Source organism: Vibrio sp. 1CM24A, from assembly GCF_023161725.1.
GTDB classification, from domain to species: Bacteria; Pseudomonadota; Gammaproteobacteria; order Enterobacterales; family Vibrionaceae; genus Vibrio; species Vibrio coralliirubri.
Map to the genome: position 1 here is coordinate 1 of NZ_JALNTS010000008.1, position 21512 is coordinate 21512.

Consider the following 21512-nt stretch of genomic DNA (forward strand, 5'->3'; position numbering starts at 1 on the left):
TGATCAAACTCTTCAATTTAAAGTTTTGATTACCTAAATTAATAGGTGTGACTCAACGAATACTGACTTCAAAACTACTATGTAATTTTAAAGTTATTACCATTCCAACAGAATGGTAATGAATTGACTGTGCCGATTAACTACAAGTAGTTAAACGTATTGGTCACTCAGTTCATTGAAATCAAGTTTGTTACCGAAGTAACTGTCATTACCTAAGTAATAACGTTTTGATATTCATCAACGAGTGCCCACACAGATTGATAGGTTTAAATTGTTAAAGAGCTTTACTTGTTGAGCGTTCCTTTTAGTAAGGAGCCTCTCGAAGTGGACGGCCATTCTAGCGGATTGGATTCCAGTGTCAAACACTTTTTCCAGCTAATTTTTCAAAGCATCTTAAATGCTTATCACCGTCTTGTTACTCAGTTCAAACCGCTTGGTTATCCTTGGCAACGGAGGCACATTATAGAGAGAACAATCCTTTGCACAAGGCCAAAAACAAAAAAAAACCGCCACCGGCGACCGTTCGAACACTATTCACACAAAGCGTTCAAAATAGGTACGATTAAGCCTTAATTTCGGCCAATCGTACCTACAGTTCTTACTTCAACTATTGGTGAGCAATAATGCGGTCGTTGTTTACTAATAGCTGTACTTTCTTATCTGGATTAATTTTTCCTGCCAATATCGCTTTCGCTAACGGGTTCTCGACACTTTGTTGAATCGCTCTTTTCAAAGGTCTCGCGCCATATACTGGATCAAAACCAACTTGAGAAATTAACTTGAGTGCTTTATCCGAGACTTCAAGCTCATAACCATTGTCTTCCATGCGCTTCTTAAGGTGCTCAAGCTGAATAGCGGCTATCGACTGAATGTGCTCTTGACCCAATGGATGGAACACCACGCTTTCATCAACTCGGTTCAAAAACTCAGGACGGAAATGTTTACCTACCACTTCCATCACTTCATTCTTTATTCCTTGGTAGTCGAGCGTATTGAAGTTCTCTTGAATTCTCGAAGAGCCAAGGTTGGATGTCATGATCACTACCGTGTTTCTAAAATCGACTGTACGACCTTGTCCATCGGTTAAGCGTCCATCATCAAGCACCTGCAATAAGATATTGAAAACATCCGGATGCGCTTTCTCTACTTCATCGAGCAAAATCACTGAGTAAGGCTTGCGACGTACCGCTTCTGTTAAGTAGCCACCTTCTTCATATCCAACGTAACCCGGAGGAGCACCAACCAAACGAGCAACAGAGTGTTTCTCCATAAACTCAGACATGTCGATACGCACCATTGCATCGTCACTATCAAACATGAAGTTCGCGAGTGTTTTACACAACTCAGTTTTACCAACGCCAGTTGGGCCAAGGAATAAAAAAGAGCCAATCGGCTTGTTAGGATCAGATAAACCAGCACGGCTACGACGAATCGCGTTCGATACCACTTCGACTGCTTCCGCTTGGCCAATCACACGGTTATGCAGAACACCTTCCATTTTAAGAAGCTTCTCTTTCTCAGCTTCTAGCATTTTAGAAACAGGGATACCTGTTTGCTTCGATAGCACATCTGCAATTTCCGCATCGGTGACCTTATTACGCAACAGCGTCATTTCTTGCATTTCAGCTTGAGTCGCAAGATCTAACTGCTTCTCTAATTCTGGGATTCGACCGTATTGCAATTCAGACATTCGATTAAGATCACCAGCACGTCTCGCAAAATCCATATCCATACGAGCTTGTTCTAGCTCTGACTTGATGTGTTGCGTGCCAGAAAGCGCGGCTTTCTCTGCATTCCACACTTCTTCAAGCTCTGCGAAATCGCGTTCTTTGTCAGAAAGCTCTTCTTGTAATGTTCGAAGGCGTTTTTCACTGGCTTCATCATTTTCATTGGTAAGAGCTTGCTGCTCGATCTTCAATTGAATGATTTTACGCTCGAGCTTATCTAGCGACTCAGGTTTTGAGTCGATCTGCATACGGATACTCGAAGCCGCTTCATCAATCAGATCAATCGCCTTATCCGGCAATTGGCGATCAGAAACGTATCGATGGGATAAGGTTGCCGCCGCGACAATCGCAGGGTCGGTAATTTCTACATGATGGTGAAGTTCATAGCGCTCTTTCAAACCACGAAGAATAGCAACCGTGTCTTCCACAGTTGGCTCATCGACTATCACTTTTTGGAATCGACGCTCTAACGCAGGATCTTTCTCTATATGCTGGCGGTATTCATCGAGTGTGGTTGCACCTACACAGTGAAGTTCACCACGAGCCAACGCTGGTTTCAGCATATTACCCGCATCCATAGAGCCTTCACCTTTGCCCGCACCAACCATGGTGTGAATTTCATCGATGAAGAGAATGATGTTGCCCTCTTCTTTCGACAATTCGTTAAGAACTGATTTTAAACGTTCTTCAAATTCACCACGATATTTAGCGCCGGCAATCAAAGAGCCCATATCTAACGAAAGTACACGTCGGCCTCTCAAGCCTTCAGGTACTTCATTATTGATAATACGCTGTGCTAAACCTTCGACTATCGCTGTTTTACCGACACCTGGTTCACCGATAATGACGGGGTTGTTCTTAGTGCGGCGTTGAAGTACTTGGATCGTGCGACGGATTTCGTCGTCTCGGCCAATTACCGGATCCAGCTTGCCTTGCTCTGCTCTTTCGGTCAGATCAATGGTGAACTTCTCTAGTGCTTGGCGTCTGTCTTCCGCATTCGGGTCATCGACCTTCTGACCACCGCGAACTTGTTCAATAGCTTGAGATAATTTTTGCTCGGTGAGACCTAGTTCTTTAAGTAGGTTTCCTAAAGGACCTTTGTCTTCAATAGCAGCCAGTAGGAATACTTCTGAAGATATGTAACTGTCTTGACGCTTTTGCGCGACCTTATCACATAGGTTAAACAGCGTTCCCATCGCATTCGATAGCTGAACGTCACCACCGATACCACTTACTTTAGGCACTCGGTCTAATATTTCGCTCAATTTAGAACGCAATTGAACCACATCAATATTCAGCATGGTGAGCAATGGACGAATTGCACTACCATCTTGATTAAGCAAAGACACCATTAGATGCACAGGTTCTATATATTGGTGATCACGACCTAATGCGAGCGACTGAGCATCAGATATCGCAATTTGGAATTTACTAGTGAATCGATCGAGACGCATGCCAACCTTCCTACTCTTAGATATGTTTATCTTATGGTTAGAAGATGGATACGGTAACGCGGATTTTCAAGGGATAAGAATGAAGAATAGAGCTGATATAAAAATATAAACTAACTGGATAACTAGTTGCACTAGCTAAAGGTTACTCTAACCAAATAAAAGTAGCTTGGCGCCCAGTAATACCATCACGACGATAAGAATAGAACGCATCCGCATCAGCGAAGGTACATAGATTGGAGTCTGTAACAGAAGTGACACCAACTTTGTTCAGTCGTTGCGTTGCAAGCTGAGACATATTCGCTAGCCATTTGCCTGGTTCAGCTTTGGCTTCAAATGCGAGCTTAGCTTGAGGGTCAAAACTAACGAAAGCTTCCAACACATCATCGCCTACTTCAAAGGCTTGATTGCCTATTGCCGGACCAAGCCAAGCAATGATCTTATTCTCTGAATCTAGGTTTGAAAACTTTGCGACGGCATTTTCAAGAATGCCACCAGCAAGACCACGCCAACCAGCATGAACTGCAGCAACTTGAGTGCCTTTGGTATCAGTAAGAATTACAGGTAAGCAATCGGCTGTCATCGCAGAACAAACAACACCTTTAGCTGCGGTAAATGCACCGTCAGCATCAAGAATATCTGCCGTAGGTTGTAAAACCGTAACGACATCTGTTGAGTGAGTTTGATTTAGCCATACCGGATCTGCAGGCATATTAGCGTGTTGCTTGAGCCATGCTCTGTTGTTTTCAACAAGCGAAGCATCATCCCCAACATGCGTACCTAGGTTTAATCCTTGATACGCACCAGTAGAAAAGCCACCTACACGTGTCGACGCAAATGCCTTCACGTTATTGGGTGCATTCCAGTTAGGGATGATCAACGACATATTAAATGTCTTCTTCTTTATTTTCGCGAGCATCAACACGTAACGCTTCAGCCATCACAACCATGTCATTTGGCACAGGAGCGTGGAACTCAACTTCTTCACCTGTAATTGGGTGAACAAATTTAAGCATGACTGCGTGCAGTGCTTGGCGGTCAAAAGAACGAATCATTGTTGTTAGTTCTTCAGATGCACCTTTTGGAATACGAGCACGGCCACCGTATGCAACGTCACCTAGCAGCGGGTGCTGAAGGTATGACATGTGAACACGGATTTGGTGAGTACGACCTGTTTCTAGACGTAGACGAATACGAGTATGTTCGCGGAAGTGCTCAGCAACACGGTAGTGAGTTACCGCTGGCTTTCCTAATTCATTTACGTCCATCAAGGTACGCTTAGTTGCATGACGGCTAATGCCTTTCTCTACCACACCACCAGCGGTCATTTTGCCAATTGCAATTGCTTCATATTCACGAGTAATACGACGCTTAGCAAGAGCACGCACAAGACGAGTTTGAGCTGGAACCGTTTTAGCCACAACCATAAGGCCTGTTGTGTCTTTATCAAGACGGTGCACAATACCTGCACGAGGCACTTCTGCAATCTGTGGGTAATGGAAAAGCAATGCGTTTAGTATGGTTCCATCCGGTGTGCCTGCGCCTGGGTGTACAACCAGATCGCGAGGCTTATTGATAACCAATAAGTCATCATCTTCGTAGACAATGTCTAGAGGAATATCTTGTGCTTCCCAGCGCTCTTCATCTGCAAGTTCAGCTTGCAAGATGATCTCTTCACCGCCCAAAACCTTAACGCGCGGCTTAGTAATAACTTCGCCATCCACTTGGATTTTGCCGTCAAGAAGCCACTCTTTAATGCGAGAGCGAGAAAAATCGGTAAATAGTTCAGCGACAGCTTGGTCTAAACGTTGACCTAACTGGCTGCTTTTTACTGTGTCTGTTAATGTGATCTGCTGAGCCATATCGAACTTTTTTAAAAACCGTGAGACTAATACCCATTAGTATGGATAAAATAGAATAATTGCATCATTGTATCTGTTACTGGTTAGAAAGTAACGGAAGCTTACGAAATATTTAATTCAAGGAATCGACGCCTGACATGAAACACCTTACTTTATCGGGTCTATTAGCCGTATCACTCTTGGTTGGTTGTTCAAGTAGTGAAGAGATAGTGCCAGATGTACCACCATCGGTTCTCTACTCTGACGCGCAAGAATCACTGCAGAGCGGTAGCTGGCTTTCAGCAATTGAAAAGCTAGAAGCCCTAGACTCACGTTACCCATTCGGCGCCTATTCTGAGCAAGTACAGCTCGATCTGATTTACGCTTACTACAAAAATGATGACTTGGCACTTGGCCTTGCTACCATTTCACGTTTCCTACGTTTGAACCCAACTCATGAGAAACAAGACTGGGTTCTTTACATGCGCGGCTTAACGCACATGGCGCAAGACCGAAACTTCATGCACGATATTTTTAATATCGACCGTAGTGACCGAGATCCAGAACCAGTAAAACTCGCTTTTGCTGATTTCAAACGACTGTTAGAACGTTTCCCTGCAAGCCCATACGCTGAAGATGCACAAAAACGCATGTTCGCACTTAAGAACCGCCTAGCAGAGTATGACTTAGCAACTGCTGATTTCTACCTACGCCGCGAAGCTTGGATTGCCGCGATCAACAGAACGCAAGAGCTGCAAAAAACTTACCCAGACACCATTGCTGCGCGTAAGTCTTTAGATATCCAGCTAAAAGCTTATCAACAACTCGGCCTAGATGACGCTGTTTTAAGAACAGAAAAGTTGATTGAATTAAACCCACTACCTTAATCAACTTCCGACATCTCAACCTAAAAAGCGCGCTAATTTACTAGCGCGCTTTTTTTATCCGCATATCGCAAACTTGATGAATCGCATATTACACGGTATCTTCAGAAGATAACTTTTAACAAAACATCAACATGGAGTGTGGATGTGAGTAGGTTGTTATTATTTATCTGGATATCGCTATTTAGCCAATTATCCTACGCATTAGAACTGTCCCCATTAAGCAATAAGCCTTACATGGGCGACTTGGATGTGCTCAAAACAAAAGGAACGGTTAGAGTTTTAGTTTCTGCCGATCTTGGTTTCTATTACATCGAGGATGGTAAGCCAAAAGGCATCGTGGCAGAAATGCTCTACCACTTTGAGAAAAGCCTTCGTAAAAAACATCCCTATCTCAATGTTCAAATCATCCCCGTGCAACGAGATGATCTACTTCCGTCTTTAGAATCTGGCTATGGTGATGTCGCTGTCGCTAACCTAACGATCACCGACAAACGACTACGAACCATCGATTTTTCAGATCCGATGATTAAAGATGGTAAAGAACTCATTATCACAGGGAAAAAGGCCGAACCTATCACCGAAATCAAGCAATTGAGCGGCAAAGAGGTGTGGATCCGAGCAAGCTCGAGTTACTTCGAGAGTGTACAAAGAGTCAATAAAGAGCTTAACGAACTGGGTTTACCCCCACTGCATGTCCACTTCATTGAAGAATCACTGCAAGACTACGAGCTGATCGAGCTGGTTAACCAAGGTTATATACAGGGCACAATTCTGGACAGCCATAAAGCAAAGCTGTGGACTGACGTAATGGAAAACATACAAGTACATCATGATTTGCCGTTACGTGAAAATGGCCAAATAGCGTGGGCATTGAGAAAAAACAGCCCTCAGTTAAAAAAAGAGATAAACAAATACGTCAAGACTGCACGAACAGGTACCCTACTTGGAAATGTTATCTATCAGAAATACATCGACAACACTCGCTGGTTAGGTAGAGCACTCAACCCAAATAAAATAGACCGAGTGGCCAAGCTGTCAGATGTTTTTGAAAAGTATTCGAGCCAATACGAATTCGACCCTTTGATGATGTCTGCACAAGGATTCCAAGAGTCTGGACTGGATCAAAGCAGAGTTTCTCATCGTGGAGCTATTGGTGTGATGCAGGTGTTGCCAAGTACCGCCAAAGACAAAAACGTCAACATCAAAAACATACATAAGGTGGATAACAACATTCATGCAGGTGTGAAATACATGCGTTTCATTAAGGACAGGTATTTTGACGACCCTGCCATTACGCCAGATAACCAAATCTACTTCACTTTGGCTTCTTACAACGCTGGTCCTGCTAAGATCAGAAAGATGAGGCGCATTGCCAAGCAGAAAGGTTACAACCCAAATATCTGGTTTAAAAACGTAGAAATCATCACTCGCAAATACGTGAGCAAAGAACCGGTGACCTATGTCGCCAACATCAACCGTTACTTTGTAATCTATAAGCAGTTACAAGCTATCAATGCTATCCGAGAAAATGGGACAGCCAGACTACTAAAAACCAACGATTAGTTTGTCTTCAACCCTAAGAGCCAGGGGAGCTAAGGCACTAAGGCACTAAGGCACTAAGGCACTAAGGCAAATTAAAAACACAAAAGCCGCATAAGAAAACTTATGCGGCTTTTGCTTATCAAATTCAGAGAAAGCTTATATATCACGAGATCTACATCACAAAACACTATTGAGTAAATTTCAATCAAACACTTTCAATAAGCTGTAAGACGCCCCTAAAAACTGGTTTAATTTTTAGCGAAGCCTTGCCTCCAAGTTATCGTTTTTCATAGAGATAACAAGCATTTTTCGCCAAAAAGATACTAAGACTTGCGTGAGATCACATTTGATTTTAATGCTTATCCCACCCAATCAAAACAAGATCTAGATCACATTCTTTATTCCTAAAAGTCGTAATCTGAAGTTAACCCATGAGGGATACAACAGAGGAAAACTTCTATGAAAATGAACATCACTGGTAAAAACATCGACATTACCTCTGCAATCCGTGATCACATAGAAAGCAAATTTAAAAAGCTGGATAAATGGCAAGTAGACATCATTGGCTGCCAAGCGAGCTTTAGCGAAGAACCAAACAAGAAGAAAAAATTTGAAGCGGTTCTAACCGTACCAAAAGGCCAACTTGTTGCTTCATCAATCCATGACGACCTCTACGTAGCTATCAACGAAGTAGAACAAAAACTAGAGCGTCAACTCAACAAGCTACGCCATAAACCTGAAGCGCGCCGCGCTGAAAAGCCTGAAATCGAAGAGCTAGAAGCTGAAGTAGAATAAGGAAAGAGAACAGATTAAAAAATAGCGCCTCAGGGCGCTATTTTTTTGCTTGACGCTCGTAGCTCGCTTGCTTATTGTGTTTAAACATTCATAAAACAAACACTTTTTATGCACACTCAATCTTTGTTTATTTTTGACTTCTTTTTTCTTCCGTAAATCGGAGGCTAAGTCGTTTTAGAAAAACAAGTCAAAAACGAACAAGAAGCCTCCCACACTAGGGAGGCTTTTTTATAAGGACACATTTATGACTGACCGCTCAATTTCACTGGATGATATCCGCCTTCGTCTTAATGATTTAGACGACGAACTCCTGAAGTTACTTTCGGAGCGTCGCAAGCTAAGTATCGAAGTCGCTAAAAGCAAAGTAGAGACATCAAAACCAGTTCGTGATGCAGTACGAGAGCAACAACTATTAGTTAAGCTGATCAACAATGGCAAAGATAAATACGAACTTGATGCGCAGTACATTACCAAGCTGTTTCACACCATCATCGAAGATTCCGTTTTACTACAGCAGTCATATTTACAAAACCTAGCGAACCCGCAAAGCCGCAAACCATTGGCTCGCGTTGCATTCTTAGGTTCTAAGGGATCATACTCTCACCTTGCGAGTCGCGAATACTTCAGCCGTAAGAATATGGAGTTAATTGAGTTAAACTGTAATCACTTCAAAGAAGTAGCCTCTACGGTAGAATCTGGCCATGCCGACTACGGTGTACTACCTATTGAGAACACCAGCTCAGGTTCGATTAACGAAGTGTATGACCTACTTCAACACACAACGCTTTACATCGTTGGTGAGCTTTCTCAACCAATCGAACACTGCCTAGTAGCGAAAAGTGATATCCGATTAGAAGACATCAAAACGCTCTATTCCCATCCACAACCGCATCAGCAATGCAGTGAGTTCTTGAGCCGCCTTAAGGGCGTCAGCCTTGAGTCTTGCGCAAGCACCGCTGATGCAATGAAAAAGGTTAAAGAACTGGGTGGTAATGACGTAGCTGCTATTGGTAATGCATCGAGCGGCAAACTTTATGGGCTTCAGCCAATTCAGGGCAACATTGCTAACCAAACAGAGAACCACACTCGTTTCATCGTGGTGGCGCGTAAGCCTGTTGAAGTATCGACTCAAATACCAGCGAAAACGACGCTCATCATGTCGACATCTCAAGAGGCGGGTTCTTTGGTAGAAACACTACTGATCCTGCAACGCTTGGGCATCAACATGACCAAGCTGGAATCTCGTCCTATCATGGGTAACCCTTGGGAAGAGATGTTCTATGTCGATTTAGAGGCGCATCTGGATTCAGATAATATGCAGCAGGCGATAACGGAACTAACGGCTATTACTCGTCACCTGAAGGTGTTGGGTTGCTACCCTAGTGAGAACATCAAAGCGACTCAAGTTAAGTTGTCATAGCTAAAAGCGAGTACCAGCTTTTAGCTAACATAAGTATTTGGCCTACAGTAGGCCAAATACTTAAATCACCCTCTAGTCGAGCACCATTCGAGCTAAGAACACGTCCCCTAGCAAGCCTGAAACACAATTCACTTGTTTCGCACATTCGGCACGCTTACTCCCTCCACTGCTTGAGCCTTTCTAACAAAAACTCATTAGTGGCTTTTTTTATCAATAAAGACAAAACCTTACCCCCTTCACAGGAAATCATCGAACTACGTGTAATTAATAGCGAGTAAGCATTAAGTAACATAAACTTATGCGCTTAATTTATAAATAGTGTTGTTATTAACTATGAAGCTAAGTACTAAAATCTTACTACTGATAGCCCCTGTGATACTGATCAGTACCGCGGCTTCTAGCTATATTATTTATTCGACGCAAAAAAGCAGTTTCATCAAACGCGAAGACAACGCACTTCAGCTGAACATGGAAAAACTAGCCGGATACTTTCGCCAATCTCGTTCGTTCCTCAATAGCTACTCTTACACCTTGACCCAGAGTGATATGGTGAAGCGTTATTTTCTCACTGACCAAAATCTATCTCGCGATCTTGAACTGGTCAGTAACCTTCGAGAAGCTATACATTTTCTGCAAGATGACGATGAAAGCTATACAGGTTTAGCACTTCTTAATGGTGATCGAAAACTGCGTTACTACGCGGATAATAGCAACGACTCACGCACTCAGATTGACAGTAAGATATTGGAGTACGTTGACCAGCACTATCAAGACACCCTAACAACATCGAGTACCAACTATATTCAAAACTCCCAAGGCGAAGGGATGTTGGTTCACTATGACAAGGTAGATAGAAAAGCGATTTTCCCAACCGTTAACAATCAACCCGACGATGTGTTCTTTGTTGTTGTCTCTGTCTCTCTCGACAAGTTTAATGCACTGAGAAAACAAATAGAGTTCGACTACCAAACCAGTTTGTTCTTCACATCCATAGCGGTTTCTTTGGAAAATGATGTTACTCACTCAGTCAAGCTTGCACCAGAACTGTACGCCACGGTCGACCCGGCGCAATTCCTGTTGGAAAACAAGCTCGATTCGATTTGGAACAAGCTGAGTTTGTCATTTGCACTGTCTGCGTTTGTGACTGTCGCTCTGCTACTCATGCTTCTGTCTCGCACTGTGATTACTCCAATAACACGGCTCGATCGACAGCTACAGCAAGTCGAAAAAAAACAACGTAAGAACATTGAACGCTTAGGTACTCGTGACGAGCTTGGCCGCCTATCACAGCGTTTTTATGACATGTACCAAGAGCTAGACAACACCTACCAGCAAACCAAACTCTTGGCCGAAAATGATCAGTTAACCCAGATAGCCAATCGGCATCAGTTTCAAACCTTCGTTCAGCAATCGTTGCCAAAACCGAGTTCGAATACCGAAACCTGGGTTCTCTATTTTGACTTGGACAACTTCAAGTTTGTGAACGACAAATACGGACATCAAATCGGCGACTCGATTCTGGTCTCTTTTGCTCAGCGTATTTCAGATATTTGTCGTCACTATAAAGCGGAGTTCGACGCTCATTGTATGCCAGCCCGACTTTCTGGAGACGAGTTCGTTGTCTACATTAACGCTCCTAGTCACCGAGGAAATGTCGCGCATCGATTCTCGAACGATTTGCTCACTCCACTGCAAAAAGGCTTTGTCACCGAATCAGGCAGCTTTCCGATCACGGTCAGTATTGGTATTGCGACCTACCCTAATGATGGCAACTCAATCGAGAAGCTTCTGTCCAACGCGGATACCGCGATGTACCAAGCCAAGCGTGCCGGTAAAAACCAATTTGCTGACTATTCACGGGATTTAGACAAAGCCATTCAGCGCCAAGCAGACATTGAACGTGCGCTTAGAGGTAAGAATTTTGATGATGAATTTAGGCTCGTTTACATGCCCTACATGGATTCCACCGGGACTGATGTTATTGGCGTTGAGGTGTTATTGCGTTGGAATTCAAAGCAACTTGGTTTGGTTCCACCAGATGAGTTCATTCCAATAGCCGAACAAACCGGGCTATTTGAACATGTCGACCGCTGGGTAATACAGAATGCGTTTGCTTCATTCCATCGACTTCAGGCTCAATTTGATCACTCAATTCAATTGTCGATCAACCTATCTTCTGCTGGCATTGAAACCACTCATCTTGCGGGTTTCATTAAAGAACACGCGGAGTTAAATCGAATTCCACCAAGCCTAATCGATTTTGAAATCACTGAAACCTTTTACTCAAATTCAGAAGGTTTTCCATTGCTGAACGAACTGTCATGCATGGGCTATCGACTGGCGATTGATGATTTTGGTTCCGGTTATACCTCTATCACTCAACTGGTGCAGTATCCAACTCAGAAAATCAAATTGGATAAAGCGTTTTTGGATACCTTAATTGAGACCGATAACCAGAACATCGTAAAACCGGTTATCGGGTTGTGTCATGCTCAGGGGAAAAAGGTCACTGCCGAAGGGATTGAAACTCAAGGCATGCACCAGTGGTTACAGGATGCACAGTGCGATATGCTGCAAGGCTATTACTTTGGTAAACCCATGCCACTAGAAGAGTTGAGTGAATGGTACCGACAACATCAACTCAATCTAATCGACAACAAAAAGAATCCGACACATGAAATCTGTAATCATCGCATCGCTGAACCCAGCTAAAATAAACGCCGTTAAAAGCGCGTTCTTATCTGCTTTTCCTGATACTGAATTTGATTTCAAAGGCATCAGCGTCCCTAGTGGTGTCGCCGATCAACCGATGAGCAATGATGAAACCTATCAAGGTGCCGTGAATCGTGTTCACAATGCAACTCAAGCTCAGCCTGATGCAGACTTCTATGTTGGTCTAGAAGCGGGAATAGAAACCAACGTTACCTTTGCCTGGATGGTGATCGAAGCGAATGGTCAACGTGGAGAGTCTCGTTCAGCAAGCCTGATGCTGCCACCAGCCGTGCTTGAGAAACTAGAGCATGCAAACGAGTTAGGGGATGTGATGGATGAAGTGTTTGGTACCGACAATATCAAACAGAAAGGTGGCGCAATTGGCCTACTGACACATAATCAACTATCGCGCAGTTCTGTCTACCACCAGGCTTTAATTTTAGCTCTGATCCCATTTGTGAATCCTGAGCACTTTCCTATTTAGTTCTTCGTTAAACTTAGAAAGGTTCTGAGAACAATCTTCAGAAACAAAAAACGCTAACATTCAGTTAGCGTTTTTTATCGAATTCGTATTCTCACTATTTAGTGAATGCTTAATTCCATTATTACTTTAGCAATAGGTCGGCGATCACGGCTTTCTCTTGTTCAGATTTGGCCTTTAGCTCATTTGAGCCTCTGGTGATCGTCGCTACGCCTACGCCCAGCATTTGACTCACCTGACGTTGAGACATATCGCCTTTCATCAGCTCACAGAAGATATTAATTCGAGCAACCAGAGCATCTCGCTCGTCTGGTGTCATCATCATGGTCAACAACAGCTCGTGCTGATCTTTTTCGACAGCCGTCTTTACCAAGTCCATCAGTTGTTGCCAATTATCATATTCAGGTTGTGATGCCATATCTCTACACTTACTTTTAAATTCTGACTTTAAAGAGTCGCTTAACGATTGAAAGCGTTTAACACTTTATACCGAAACACTTGATGCGATCCAATGTAAAAAGGCAGTAAGTGGAAATGGTTCGCACTCACTGCCTTTATTCTTACTCAGTTTCGGGCAAAATGCCGAAGGCTTAGTATTTCGTTTTTGCCTCATGGGGCGCTAAAAACGTCCCTTTCTCACCCAAGATATCTCGATAGTAGGTCTCAAACATCAAGATATTCTGAACGTAACCGCGAGTCTCTTTGAATGGAATCATCTCAATAAAAGCGAAGGCATCAAGTTTTTCATCGCTACGTGAACGCCACTGTTTGACACGGCTAGGTCCAGCATTATAAGCCGCAAACGCAAAGATACGGTTGTCATCATATTGAGCGAGTAAACCATCTAAGTAGTGACTGCCAATCTCAATGTTTTTGCCAACATCATAAAGGTCATCGCTGCCCTGATACCTAATCTTATGTTTGTTCGCCGTGTATTGCGCCGTCTTTGGCATAATTTGCATGATGCCTCGCGCGCCAACAGGAGAGCGAGCTTCTGAGTCCATCGCACTCTCTTGTCTTGCTAAAGACATCAAGGTGATCGGGTCGAGATCGTGCTTTTCAGCGTAGAAGTTAAACCACCACTTATGAGCAACAGGGAAGCGCAGCGCAATGTTATCCCACATCTTCGCAGAGATACTCGCTGTTACGGTAAAGTGATTCCATCGCTGTGTCGCAGCATGAGCGGCAAGCATCGCTTTTTGCTCTTTATCTGCATTAGTTAATAACCAACGCCACTCACTCTTCGCTGCCGCAATTTTATCTCGGTCAATTAGCTCACCAATACGCACCAAAGAGGTGCCGAATGGCTTCACTGTTTCAGCATTGTATTTAAGTGTCGATGTTGGGTATTCGACAGGCTTACCTAACTGCTTAGCCGCAGCCACACTGTAAAAATTACGCTGACCCAAGATATCTGATAATCGCTTATTGCCTTTGTCAGTATCGCCGGTCGCGATTTCAGCTCGGCCTTGCCAATATTGCCAACGAAGCGAAGCTTGATGTTTATCATCTAAGCGTGCAATCCACTCTTTCAAGCCAGTCCAATCGGCATGCTGAATCGCTAAACGAGCACGTCGCTCAAGCAGAACTTGCTTTGATGAGCTCGCGAGCATTTTGTCTCGCCACGCCATTAGCTCTTCAGAATCAGTATTGATCAAACGGAACGTGAGGTAATCCGCTAACTCTTGAGATTTTTCTTTCGATAACTTTTGAGCTTTCACAACATCATCAAAAATCTCTTGAGCGCTGCTTGCTGACTTCCTTGCCAGTTTCTCAAAACCAAACTCGGTTTGAGCTTGATAAAATTCATTCGCAGGGTGCTTCTTAGCAAACGCGAGTACATTTTCAGGCTTGTTATAAAGCGCCTTCATCTGCTTTGCTTGAGCAATTGACTCATCATGATCCAATTGCTTAATCAGATAGCTCATTAACTTACCGTTACGGCCCTCGAACGCTAGCAGCATTCTATCCAGAATCAGCTCATCAGCTCTTAGCCCAGCTTGATCCCAGCTTTTAAATAAAGGGTCACAAGCGTCATCAACACCACTACCACTCAACCAAAGTTGTTTAGCTCCTTTAAAGGCAAGCTCTTGGTTACCTTGCTCGTAATGCGCTCGGTAATAGATACATTGGTATTTTTCACCGACAGGCTCTTTGGTTTGAAACTCAAGGATCGTCTTCCACTGTTTTTGAGAAGCCAATGAGTCCAAATAAGGTGCGCGCATTCGATTGGAGAAAGGCAATGCCTTGTTCTCTTCAATGAAAGCATCGACCTCAGCAGGAGTACGCTCTCCTAAACCTAATAAGAAGGCACGATAATCGGTGTAAGGTGTTAAAGGGTATGTTTGAATTTTGTTACGTAACGCGAAGTAAGCTTTTAGGTCACGGTTATCTAAAACCTCTTGCGCTCTATCATAAACGTCACGCTGCATTTCAAGCTCGGAGGCATTGCTAGCCATAGCGACCGGAGCCAGTGAAACCGAAGACAAAATTGCCGATGCAGCCACAGCAATTTTCGTATTACCAATGCGGAAAAACATTCGCTCTTTCCTTAGTGCGTGTATGAATACGTGAAGTCTATTTACGCCCGACATCACATCAAATGTAAAGGATTTGAGTGTAAATATTATTAATATTTAACACTTCGCCTCAGAAGCCCATTAAATATAGTTTTAATGACCAATGTGACAATAATAGGTAAGGATTGGTTCAAGAGTGGCTTTTCTGTCCTAGGAGTAACATCTTTGAGGATATTGGTATAAAATAGCAGACAATTTTGAACAATAATTAGGATCGATCGGCAATGGCTGAATACGTATATACCATGTCTCGGGTGAGCAAAACTGTTCCACCTAAGCGTCAAATTCTTAAAGACATTTCTCTTAGCTTTTTTCCTGGCGCTAAAATCGGTGTTTTGGGTCTAAATGGTTCAGGTAAATCTACCCTACTACGTATCATGGCTGGTATTGATACTGATATTGATGGTGAAGCACGTGCACAACAAGGTCTTAAAGTAGGTTACCTACCGCAAGAACCAGTACTAGACGAATCAAAAACTGTTCGTGAAATCGTAGAAGAAGCGGTTTCTGACGTTGCTGACGCACTTAAGCGTATCGATGCAGTTTACGCAGCTTACGCAGAACCAGACGCAGATTTCGATGCACTGGCAAAAGAGCAAGGCGAACTAGAAGCACTGATTCAAGCAAAAGACGGTCACAACCTAGAAACAGCTCTAGAGCGTGCTGCTGACGCACTTCGTCTTCCTGAGTGGGATGCGAAAATTGAATTCCTATCAGGTGGTGAGCGTCGTCGTGTTGCTATCTGTCGTCTACTTCTTGAAAAGCCAGACATGCTGCTTCTTGATGAACCAACCAACCACTTGGATGCAGAATCAGTAGCATGGCTTGAGCACTTCCTAGTCGATTACAGCGGTACTGTTGTGGCGATTACCCACGACCGTTACTTCCTAGACAACGCAGCTGGCTGGATTCTAGAACTTGACCGTGGTGAAGGTATCCCATGGGAAGGTAACTACACGTCTTGGCTAGAGCAAAAAGACGAGCGTCTTAAGCAAGAAAAAGCGGGCGAAAGCGCACGTCAAAAGACAATCGAAAAAGAACTTGAATGGGTTCGTCAAAACCCTAAAGGCCGTCAAGCTAAGTCTAAAGCTCGTATGGCTCGTTTTGAAGAACTGACGACTGGCCAATACCAGAAGCGTAACGAAACTAACGAACTGTTCATCCCACCAGGTGAGCGTCTAGGTGACAAAGTTCTTGAAGTGAACAACCTGACTAAATCGTTTGGTGATCGCGTTCTTATCGACGACCTATCGTTCAGCATGCCTAAGGGTGCTATCGTCGGTATCGTTGGTGCCAACGGTGCAGGTAAATCAACACTATTCAAGATGTTAAGCGGCGCAGAACAGCCAGATTCAGGTACAGTTGAACTAGGCGAAACCGTTAAACTTGCTTCTGTTGATCAGTTCCGTGACAGCATGGACGACACTAAGACAGTATTCCAAGAGATCTCTGAAGGCGCTGATATCATTAAGATCAACAACTTCGAAATCCCTGCGCGTGCTTACTGTTCTCGTTTCAACTTTAAAGGCAACGACCAACAGAAGATCATCGGTGAGCTTTCTGGTGGTGAACGTAACCGTGTCCACTTAGCGAAACTGCTAAAAGCGGGCGGTAACGTACTGCTACTCGATGAGCCTACCAACGACCTTGACGTTGAAACGCTACGTGCTCTTGAAGAAGCACTGCTTGAATTCCCTGGCTGTGCAATGGTTATCTCGCATGACCGTTGGTTCCTTGACCGTATTGCGACCCATATCTTAGACTACCGTGATGAAGGTCAAGTTAACTTCTACGAAGGTAACTATACTGAGTACACTGAGTGGCTTAAGCAGACTCTAGGCGCACAAGCGGCAGAACCGCACCGTATCAAGTACAAGCGTATAGCTAAGTAAATAAGCTTGTATTTTGAACAAAGGCCGCGATAATAGCGGCCTTTAATATATCTGGCTTACGTGTAATGCATCGATATTGAGAGATTACTTATGGTTGAAAGACGTCAATTTTCACGAGTTATTTATCAAGTCCCGACTGAGATCTCACAAGGACACGTAAATGTATCAGGCTCAGTGCAAGACTTATCACTCCATGGTTTACTCATTCAATGCAATGAATCAAAACAACTTAGCCATGATGTCCCTGTTCAAGTGAGCTTTAAACTCGAAAACAGTGATATCAATATTCAGTTAGAAGCAACGATAGTCTCTACCATCAATACCTCAATGCGTTTACGCATAGAGCATTTAGATATTGATAGTATCAGCCACCTTAAGCGTCTTGTAGAGCTTAATGTTGGCGACGATGAACTGCTTTATAGAGAGATTGAACACCTTACCGATTTAGGTAGTGAGTGACATCTCCATTACCCTTTTTCTATTAGAAGCATTTAGTTAATACAGAACCATGTCTAAAAAACTATCCATTACTATTCCCTCTAGTCAGGGGGAACAGACGTTTTACTTCGGCCGTAAGGCTGTGCTCATTTGCACTACTGCCATTTTTTCAGTACCGCTATTAATTGGCGGAGCGGCGTACATGCACTTCGAGAGTAAACAAGAACTCGCGCTACAAGCGGGTGATGCCCAACAGTTGATTGAAACGCTGATTGTTGAAAAAGAACAAACTGAGTTTCTTTATGCTGAGCAAGTTGAAACCAACCATTCGCTATCGCAAACACTGACCGAGAAAGAAGGCACGATTCAGCTGCTTGGTAAGCGTGTATTCGATGTTGAATCAGTACTGGGTCTTGCTGATGAAGAACTGCTTACCGATGATATTTCTTTGGAAGATCGCATTGATGCGGCTGCAGTCGATTCAGCAGTAAGAGCCACGATGTTCCGTTTGATTCCAAACGACAGCCCAATGGCTTATCAACGTATCTCTTCTTCTTATGGTAGCCGCACTAACCCTATTTCAGGGAAACGCCATGTACATACTGGTATCGATTTAACGTGTAAGCGTGGTGAAGATATTGTCGCGCCCGCAGATGGAGTCATTGAAACGGTACGCCCAAGTAAAAAAGGCTTCGGCAACTTTATTACTATGCGTCACTCGTTTGGTTTCATGAGTTCTTATGCGCACCTACAGAAGTTCAAGGTACGTAGCGGTCAGTTTGTGAGTAAAGGCGATGTCATCGCGAGCTGTGGTAATTCAGGTAACTCAACCGGCCCACACTTGCATTATGAAGTACGCTTCCTTGGTCGTTCACTGAACCCTCAATACTTAATGGATTGGACACCGGAAAACTTCAACTACGTGTTCGAGAAAGAGAAAAAGGTTAAGTGGGGCCCACTGGTTCAACTGATTGATAATGTGGTTCGCTTGCAGATCAACCTGACTAACGTGCCTTACATTAGCTCGACCATCGACACCGTATCGAGTGAAGAGAGCAAAAAACCTATCACGACTAACTAGTTGTTAATGGCTAACTAGTTGTTATTAGATAAGACCTGTTGGTTTAGCCTATGATGATCTAATTGCTTTTAGCCTACTGTAGGCCAAATGCTTTCATAGCGTTCAGCACAAACAAAAAGAGCGACCAGATGGTCGCTCTTTTTTATGATTTCAAATCAGTATTAACCACGATGAATCGAGTCATGTGCTTGTTTTAGAAGACTTTGGCTCTCTTGCAAGAATTGTTGTGAGTAGTCACCAAACCAATCACTCACTTGGTTGAAGCTCTCAACAAACTTAGCCTTATCTTTGCCATCTAGGATTTCTAACGCTTCTCCGAAACAACTATGGAAGCGTCGAATCATCTCAATATTCTCATCTGAAGAAAGAATGATATCACCGTACAAGTTCGGGTCTTGAGCAAACAGACGACCAACCATCGCAATCTCAAGTCGGTAGATTGGCGAGCTTAGCTTCAGAAGTTGATCAATGTTCGGGTTCTCTTTACTCAGGTGTAAGCCGTAAGCAAAAGAGGTAAAGTGACGAAGTGCTTGAATCAAGGTCATGCCGTGATCGTGTTCAGCTGCATCCATCTGGCAAAGGCTCGCGCCCCAAATACCAAATTGATTCAGTAGCCATTGGTAGCTTTCAGCACCACGGCCATCACTGTAAACAATCACCTGCTTAGCAAGACTAGGAACATCAGGGCCAAACATTGGGTGCAATCCAACCACTGGGCCTTGGTGCATGTTCATCATTGCTTGCAGAGGTTTAGATTTAATTGACGTCAAATCACATAGAATACAATCGCTTGGTAGATTACCTAGTTTCGCAATCACACCTTCTGTTAGGTGAATTGGAACCGTAACAACCACAAGGCCAGCATTATCTAAGATTTCGTCGGCCTTATCCCAATCTTGGCTGCCGAGGATCTTCACTTCGTAGCCAGACAGTTTGAACATACGACCAAACAAGCCACCAAGTTGACCATTACCACCAACGATAACCACTGAACGTAACTCTGGGTTAAGACACTTAAAGCCAGAATCTTTCTCACTGGCATAAGACTCACGCATAGTACGACGCAAAATATCTTCGATTAACTGTGGTGGAACCCCTATTTTCTCGGCTTCTTGACGACGAGATGCCAGCATCGCAGCTTCACGTTCTGGTACATAAATAGGTAAACCATGTTCACTTTTTACTTCGCCTACTTTCTCTATTAGAGCAAGGCGTTGAGCCAGTAAATCCAACATTTGTTTATCGACAGCATCGATTTGGTCGCGTAATTCGTTCAGTTCAACGGCCATTTTATTCCTTACTAATCTATAAGCCCGTGCCAATCTATCAGCCCACAATCACGTAGGTTCGCTAGCAACAGATCTTAAAATGCCCCATTAGATGAGGCACTTAAATTTAAAACTCTGACTAACCTTTCAAGCGGTTCTCTAAGAACGGGACTAATTCCGTATGTGCATGTTTCAATAGTGCCTCAGTTGAATCCCAATTGATACACGCGTCGGTAATAGAAACGCCGTATTTCATCTCATTGAGAGGTATATCCGAAGATTGATTTCCTTCGTTAATATGGCTTTCAATCATCAGGCCGATGATCGATTTGTTGCCTTCACGAATTTGGTGAATCACATCTTCTGCAACTAAAGGTTGGCGACGGAAATCTTTACGAGAGTTCGCGTGGCTACAGTCGACCATTAGCGCTGCCTCTAAGCCAGATTTACCCAGCTCTTGCTCACATTCGTGTACCGATACTGAATCGTAGTTCGTCTGCTTACCGCCACGTAAAATCACGTGACCATTTGGGTTACCTTGCGTAGTTAGCAGTGCAACTTGACCTTCGCGGCTGATACCCATGAAACGGTGGCTAGAAGAAGCCGCCTGCATTGCATTGATTGCAGTGCCTAGGTTGCCATCGGTACCGTTTTTAAAACCGATTGGCATTGAAAGACCACTTGCCATCTCACGGTGAGTTTGAGATTCAGTCGTACGTGCGCCAATCGCCGCCCAGCTGAAGGTATCTGCTAGGTATTGCGGGCTGATTGGATCTAGTGCTTCAGTCGCTAGTGGGATTTCCATCTCAGCGAGTTCAACAAGTAGCTCACGGCCAACATGCAGACCATGCTCAATATCGAAAGTGCCGTCTAGATGCGGGTCATTGATCAAGCCTTTCCAACCGACAGTGGTACGAGGCTTCTCAAAGTAAACACGCATAACAATATACAGTTGATCGCTAAGTTGCTCAGATAAGGCTTTTAGGCGTTTCGCGTACTCTTTCGCAGCTTCAATGTCATGGATAGAACATGGGCCACATACAACAAGCATGCGATGATCTTTCTTATGAATAATGTTTGCGATAGTTTGACGAGACTCTTGAATGAAACGACGAGCATTATCACTCAAAGGCAGTTTTGCTTTTAACTCCTCAGGAGTAATCAGTACCTGTTCGTCGATGATATTGACATTGCTTAATTCACTTTTCTGCATAACTCAACCTGTATATTTATTTTTACACCCAACATTTCCATTTGGGCTAACAATCTTTAAAAACACAATAACAGCTAAAAAAACGATTGCAAGTGTAAACAATAAAAAACATTCAATGTAAATTAATATTTACATGCCAACTTTAACTCACTCTAAGAGATAAATAGGTTTAAACCATGGATCGC

Annotated in this window: 16 protein-coding genes and 1 other annotated feature; of the genes, 9 read left to right on the forward strand and 7 right to left on the reverse strand. The window is 43.5% G+C overall.

Annotation, left to right across the window (positions count from 1 at the left end; translation table 11 throughout):
* Nucleotides 1-607 precede the first annotated feature (607 nt).
* The 3 genes from clpB to rluD form a co-directional block, all read right to left on the reverse strand.
* Nucleotides 608-3181, reverse strand: a complete 2574-nt coding sequence (gene clpB, locus MSG38_RS17725; protein WP_248402325.1) for an ATP-dependent chaperone ClpB — start codon at nucleotides 3179-3181, stop codon at nucleotides 608-610.
* Between the two features lie 142 nt (nucleotides 3182-3323).
* Nucleotides 3324-4064 carry a peptidoglycan editing factor PgeF gene (gene pgeF, locus MSG38_RS17730; RefSeq protein ID WP_248402327.1) on the reverse strand — a complete coding sequence of 247 codons (741 nt, stop codon included), beginning with the start codon at nucleotides 4062-4064 and terminating at the stop codon, nucleotides 3324-3326.
* A 1-nt stretch (nucleotide 4065) separates the two neighbouring features.
* Nucleotides 4066-5040 carry a 23S rRNA pseudouridine(1911/1915/1917) synthase RluD gene (gene rluD, locus MSG38_RS17735; protein ID WP_019820953.1) on the reverse strand — a complete coding sequence of 325 codons (975 nt, stop codon included), beginning with the start codon at nucleotides 5038-5040 and terminating at the stop codon, nucleotides 4066-4068.
* Between the two features lie 137 nt (nucleotides 5041-5177).
* On the opposite strand from rluD, the gene MSG38_RS17740 reads away from it, so the two are divergent.
* From MSG38_RS17740 to yjjX, 6 genes are all read left to right on the forward strand, one after another.
* On the forward strand, nucleotides 5178-5906 hold the full coding sequence (locus MSG38_RS17740) for an outer membrane protein assembly factor BamD (RefSeq protein ID WP_048606835.1): 729 nt from the start codon (nucleotides 5178-5180) through the stop codon (nucleotides 5904-5906).
* A gap of 138 nt (nucleotides 5907-6044) precedes the next feature.
* On the forward strand, nucleotides 6045-7469 hold the full coding sequence (locus MSG38_RS17745) for a lytic transglycosylase F (protein ID WP_348983506.1): 1425 nt from the start codon (nucleotides 6045-6047) through the stop codon (nucleotides 7467-7469).
* A gap of 438 nt (nucleotides 7470-7907) precedes the next feature.
* Nucleotides 7908-8243 (forward strand): ribosome-associated translation inhibitor RaiA, encoded by a 336-nt coding sequence (gene raiA / locus MSG38_RS17750; protein ID WP_004735034.1) that lies wholly within the window; start codon nucleotides 7908-7910, stop codon nucleotides 8241-8243.
* A gap of 110 nt (nucleotides 8244-8353) precedes the next feature.
* Nucleotides 8354-8475, forward strand: a sequence feature (Phe leader region).
* A gap of 12 nt (nucleotides 8476-8487) precedes the next feature.
* Nucleotides 8488-9663: a prephenate dehydratase gene (gene pheA, locus MSG38_RS17755; RefSeq protein ID WP_061019012.1), complete on the forward strand. Its 1176-nt coding sequence runs from the start codon at nucleotides 8488-8490 to the stop codon at nucleotides 9661-9663.
* A 333-nt stretch (nucleotides 9664-9996) separates the two neighbouring features.
* Complete coding sequence (locus MSG38_RS17760; protein ID WP_248402329.1) at nucleotides 9997-12375, forward strand: EAL domain-containing protein; 2379 nt, start codon at nucleotides 9997-9999, stop codon at nucleotides 12373-12375.
* Complete coding sequence (gene yjjX / locus MSG38_RS17765) at nucleotides 12338-12859, forward strand: inosine/xanthosine triphosphatase (RefSeq protein WP_048606829.1); 522 nt, start codon at nucleotides 12338-12340, stop codon at nucleotides 12857-12859. The genes MSG38_RS17760 and yjjX overlap by 38 nt, the downstream gene beginning before the upstream one ends.
* A 121-nt stretch (nucleotides 12860-12980) precedes the next feature.
* Here yjjX and trpR read toward each other — a convergent pair whose 3' ends face one another.
* Nucleotides 12981-13274: a trp operon repressor gene (gene trpR, locus MSG38_RS17770; protein ID WP_048615039.1), complete on the reverse strand. Its 294-nt coding sequence runs from the start codon at nucleotides 13272-13274 to the stop codon at nucleotides 12981-12983.
* 172 nt (nucleotides 13275-13446) lie between these two features.
* Nucleotides 13447-15396 carry a murein transglycosylase gene (gene sltY / locus MSG38_RS17775; RefSeq protein WP_248402331.1) on the reverse strand — a complete coding sequence of 650 codons (1950 nt, stop codon included), beginning with the start codon at nucleotides 15394-15396 and terminating at the stop codon, nucleotides 13447-13449.
* A 263-nt stretch (nucleotides 15397-15659) separates the two neighbouring features.
* Here sltY and ettA point away from each other — a divergent pair, with 263 nt between their 5' ends.
* The 3 genes from ettA (at nucleotide 15660) to MSG38_RS17790 (ending at nucleotide 18846) form a co-directional block, all read left to right on the forward strand.
* Complete coding sequence (ettA, locus tag MSG38_RS17780) at nucleotides 15660-17327, forward strand: energy-dependent translational throttle protein EttA (protein WP_017056147.1); 1668 nt, start codon at nucleotides 15660-15662, stop codon at nucleotides 17325-17327.
* Between the two features lie 90 nt (nucleotides 17328-17417).
* Nucleotides 17418-17786, forward strand: coding sequence for a PilZ domain-containing protein (locus MSG38_RS17785; protein ID WP_048615035.1), 369 nt, complete (start codon nucleotides 17418-17420; stop codon nucleotides 17784-17786).
* A gap of 49 nt (nucleotides 17787-17835) precedes the next feature.
* A complete protein-coding gene (locus MSG38_RS17790; RefSeq protein WP_048606822.1) occupies nucleotides 17836-18846 on the forward strand; it encodes a M23 family metallopeptidase in 1011 nt (336 codons plus the stop codon).
* 161 nt (nucleotides 18847-19007) lie between these two features.
* Here the strand turns inward: MSG38_RS17790 and tyrA are convergent, their stop codons facing one another.
* Both tyrA and MSG38_RS17800 read right to left on the reverse strand, forming a co-directional pair.
* On the reverse strand, nucleotides 19008-20135 hold the full coding sequence (gene tyrA / locus MSG38_RS17795) for a bifunctional chorismate mutase/prephenate dehydrogenase (RefSeq protein WP_248402333.1): 1128 nt from the start codon (nucleotides 20133-20135) through the stop codon (nucleotides 19008-19010).
* 118 nt (nucleotides 20136-20253) lie between these two features.
* Nucleotides 20254-21327 (reverse strand): 3-deoxy-7-phosphoheptulonate synthase, encoded by a 1074-nt coding sequence (locus MSG38_RS17800; protein ID WP_017059354.1) that lies wholly within the window; start codon nucleotides 21325-21327, stop codon nucleotides 20254-20256.
* Nucleotides 21328-21512 lie beyond the last annotated feature (185 nt).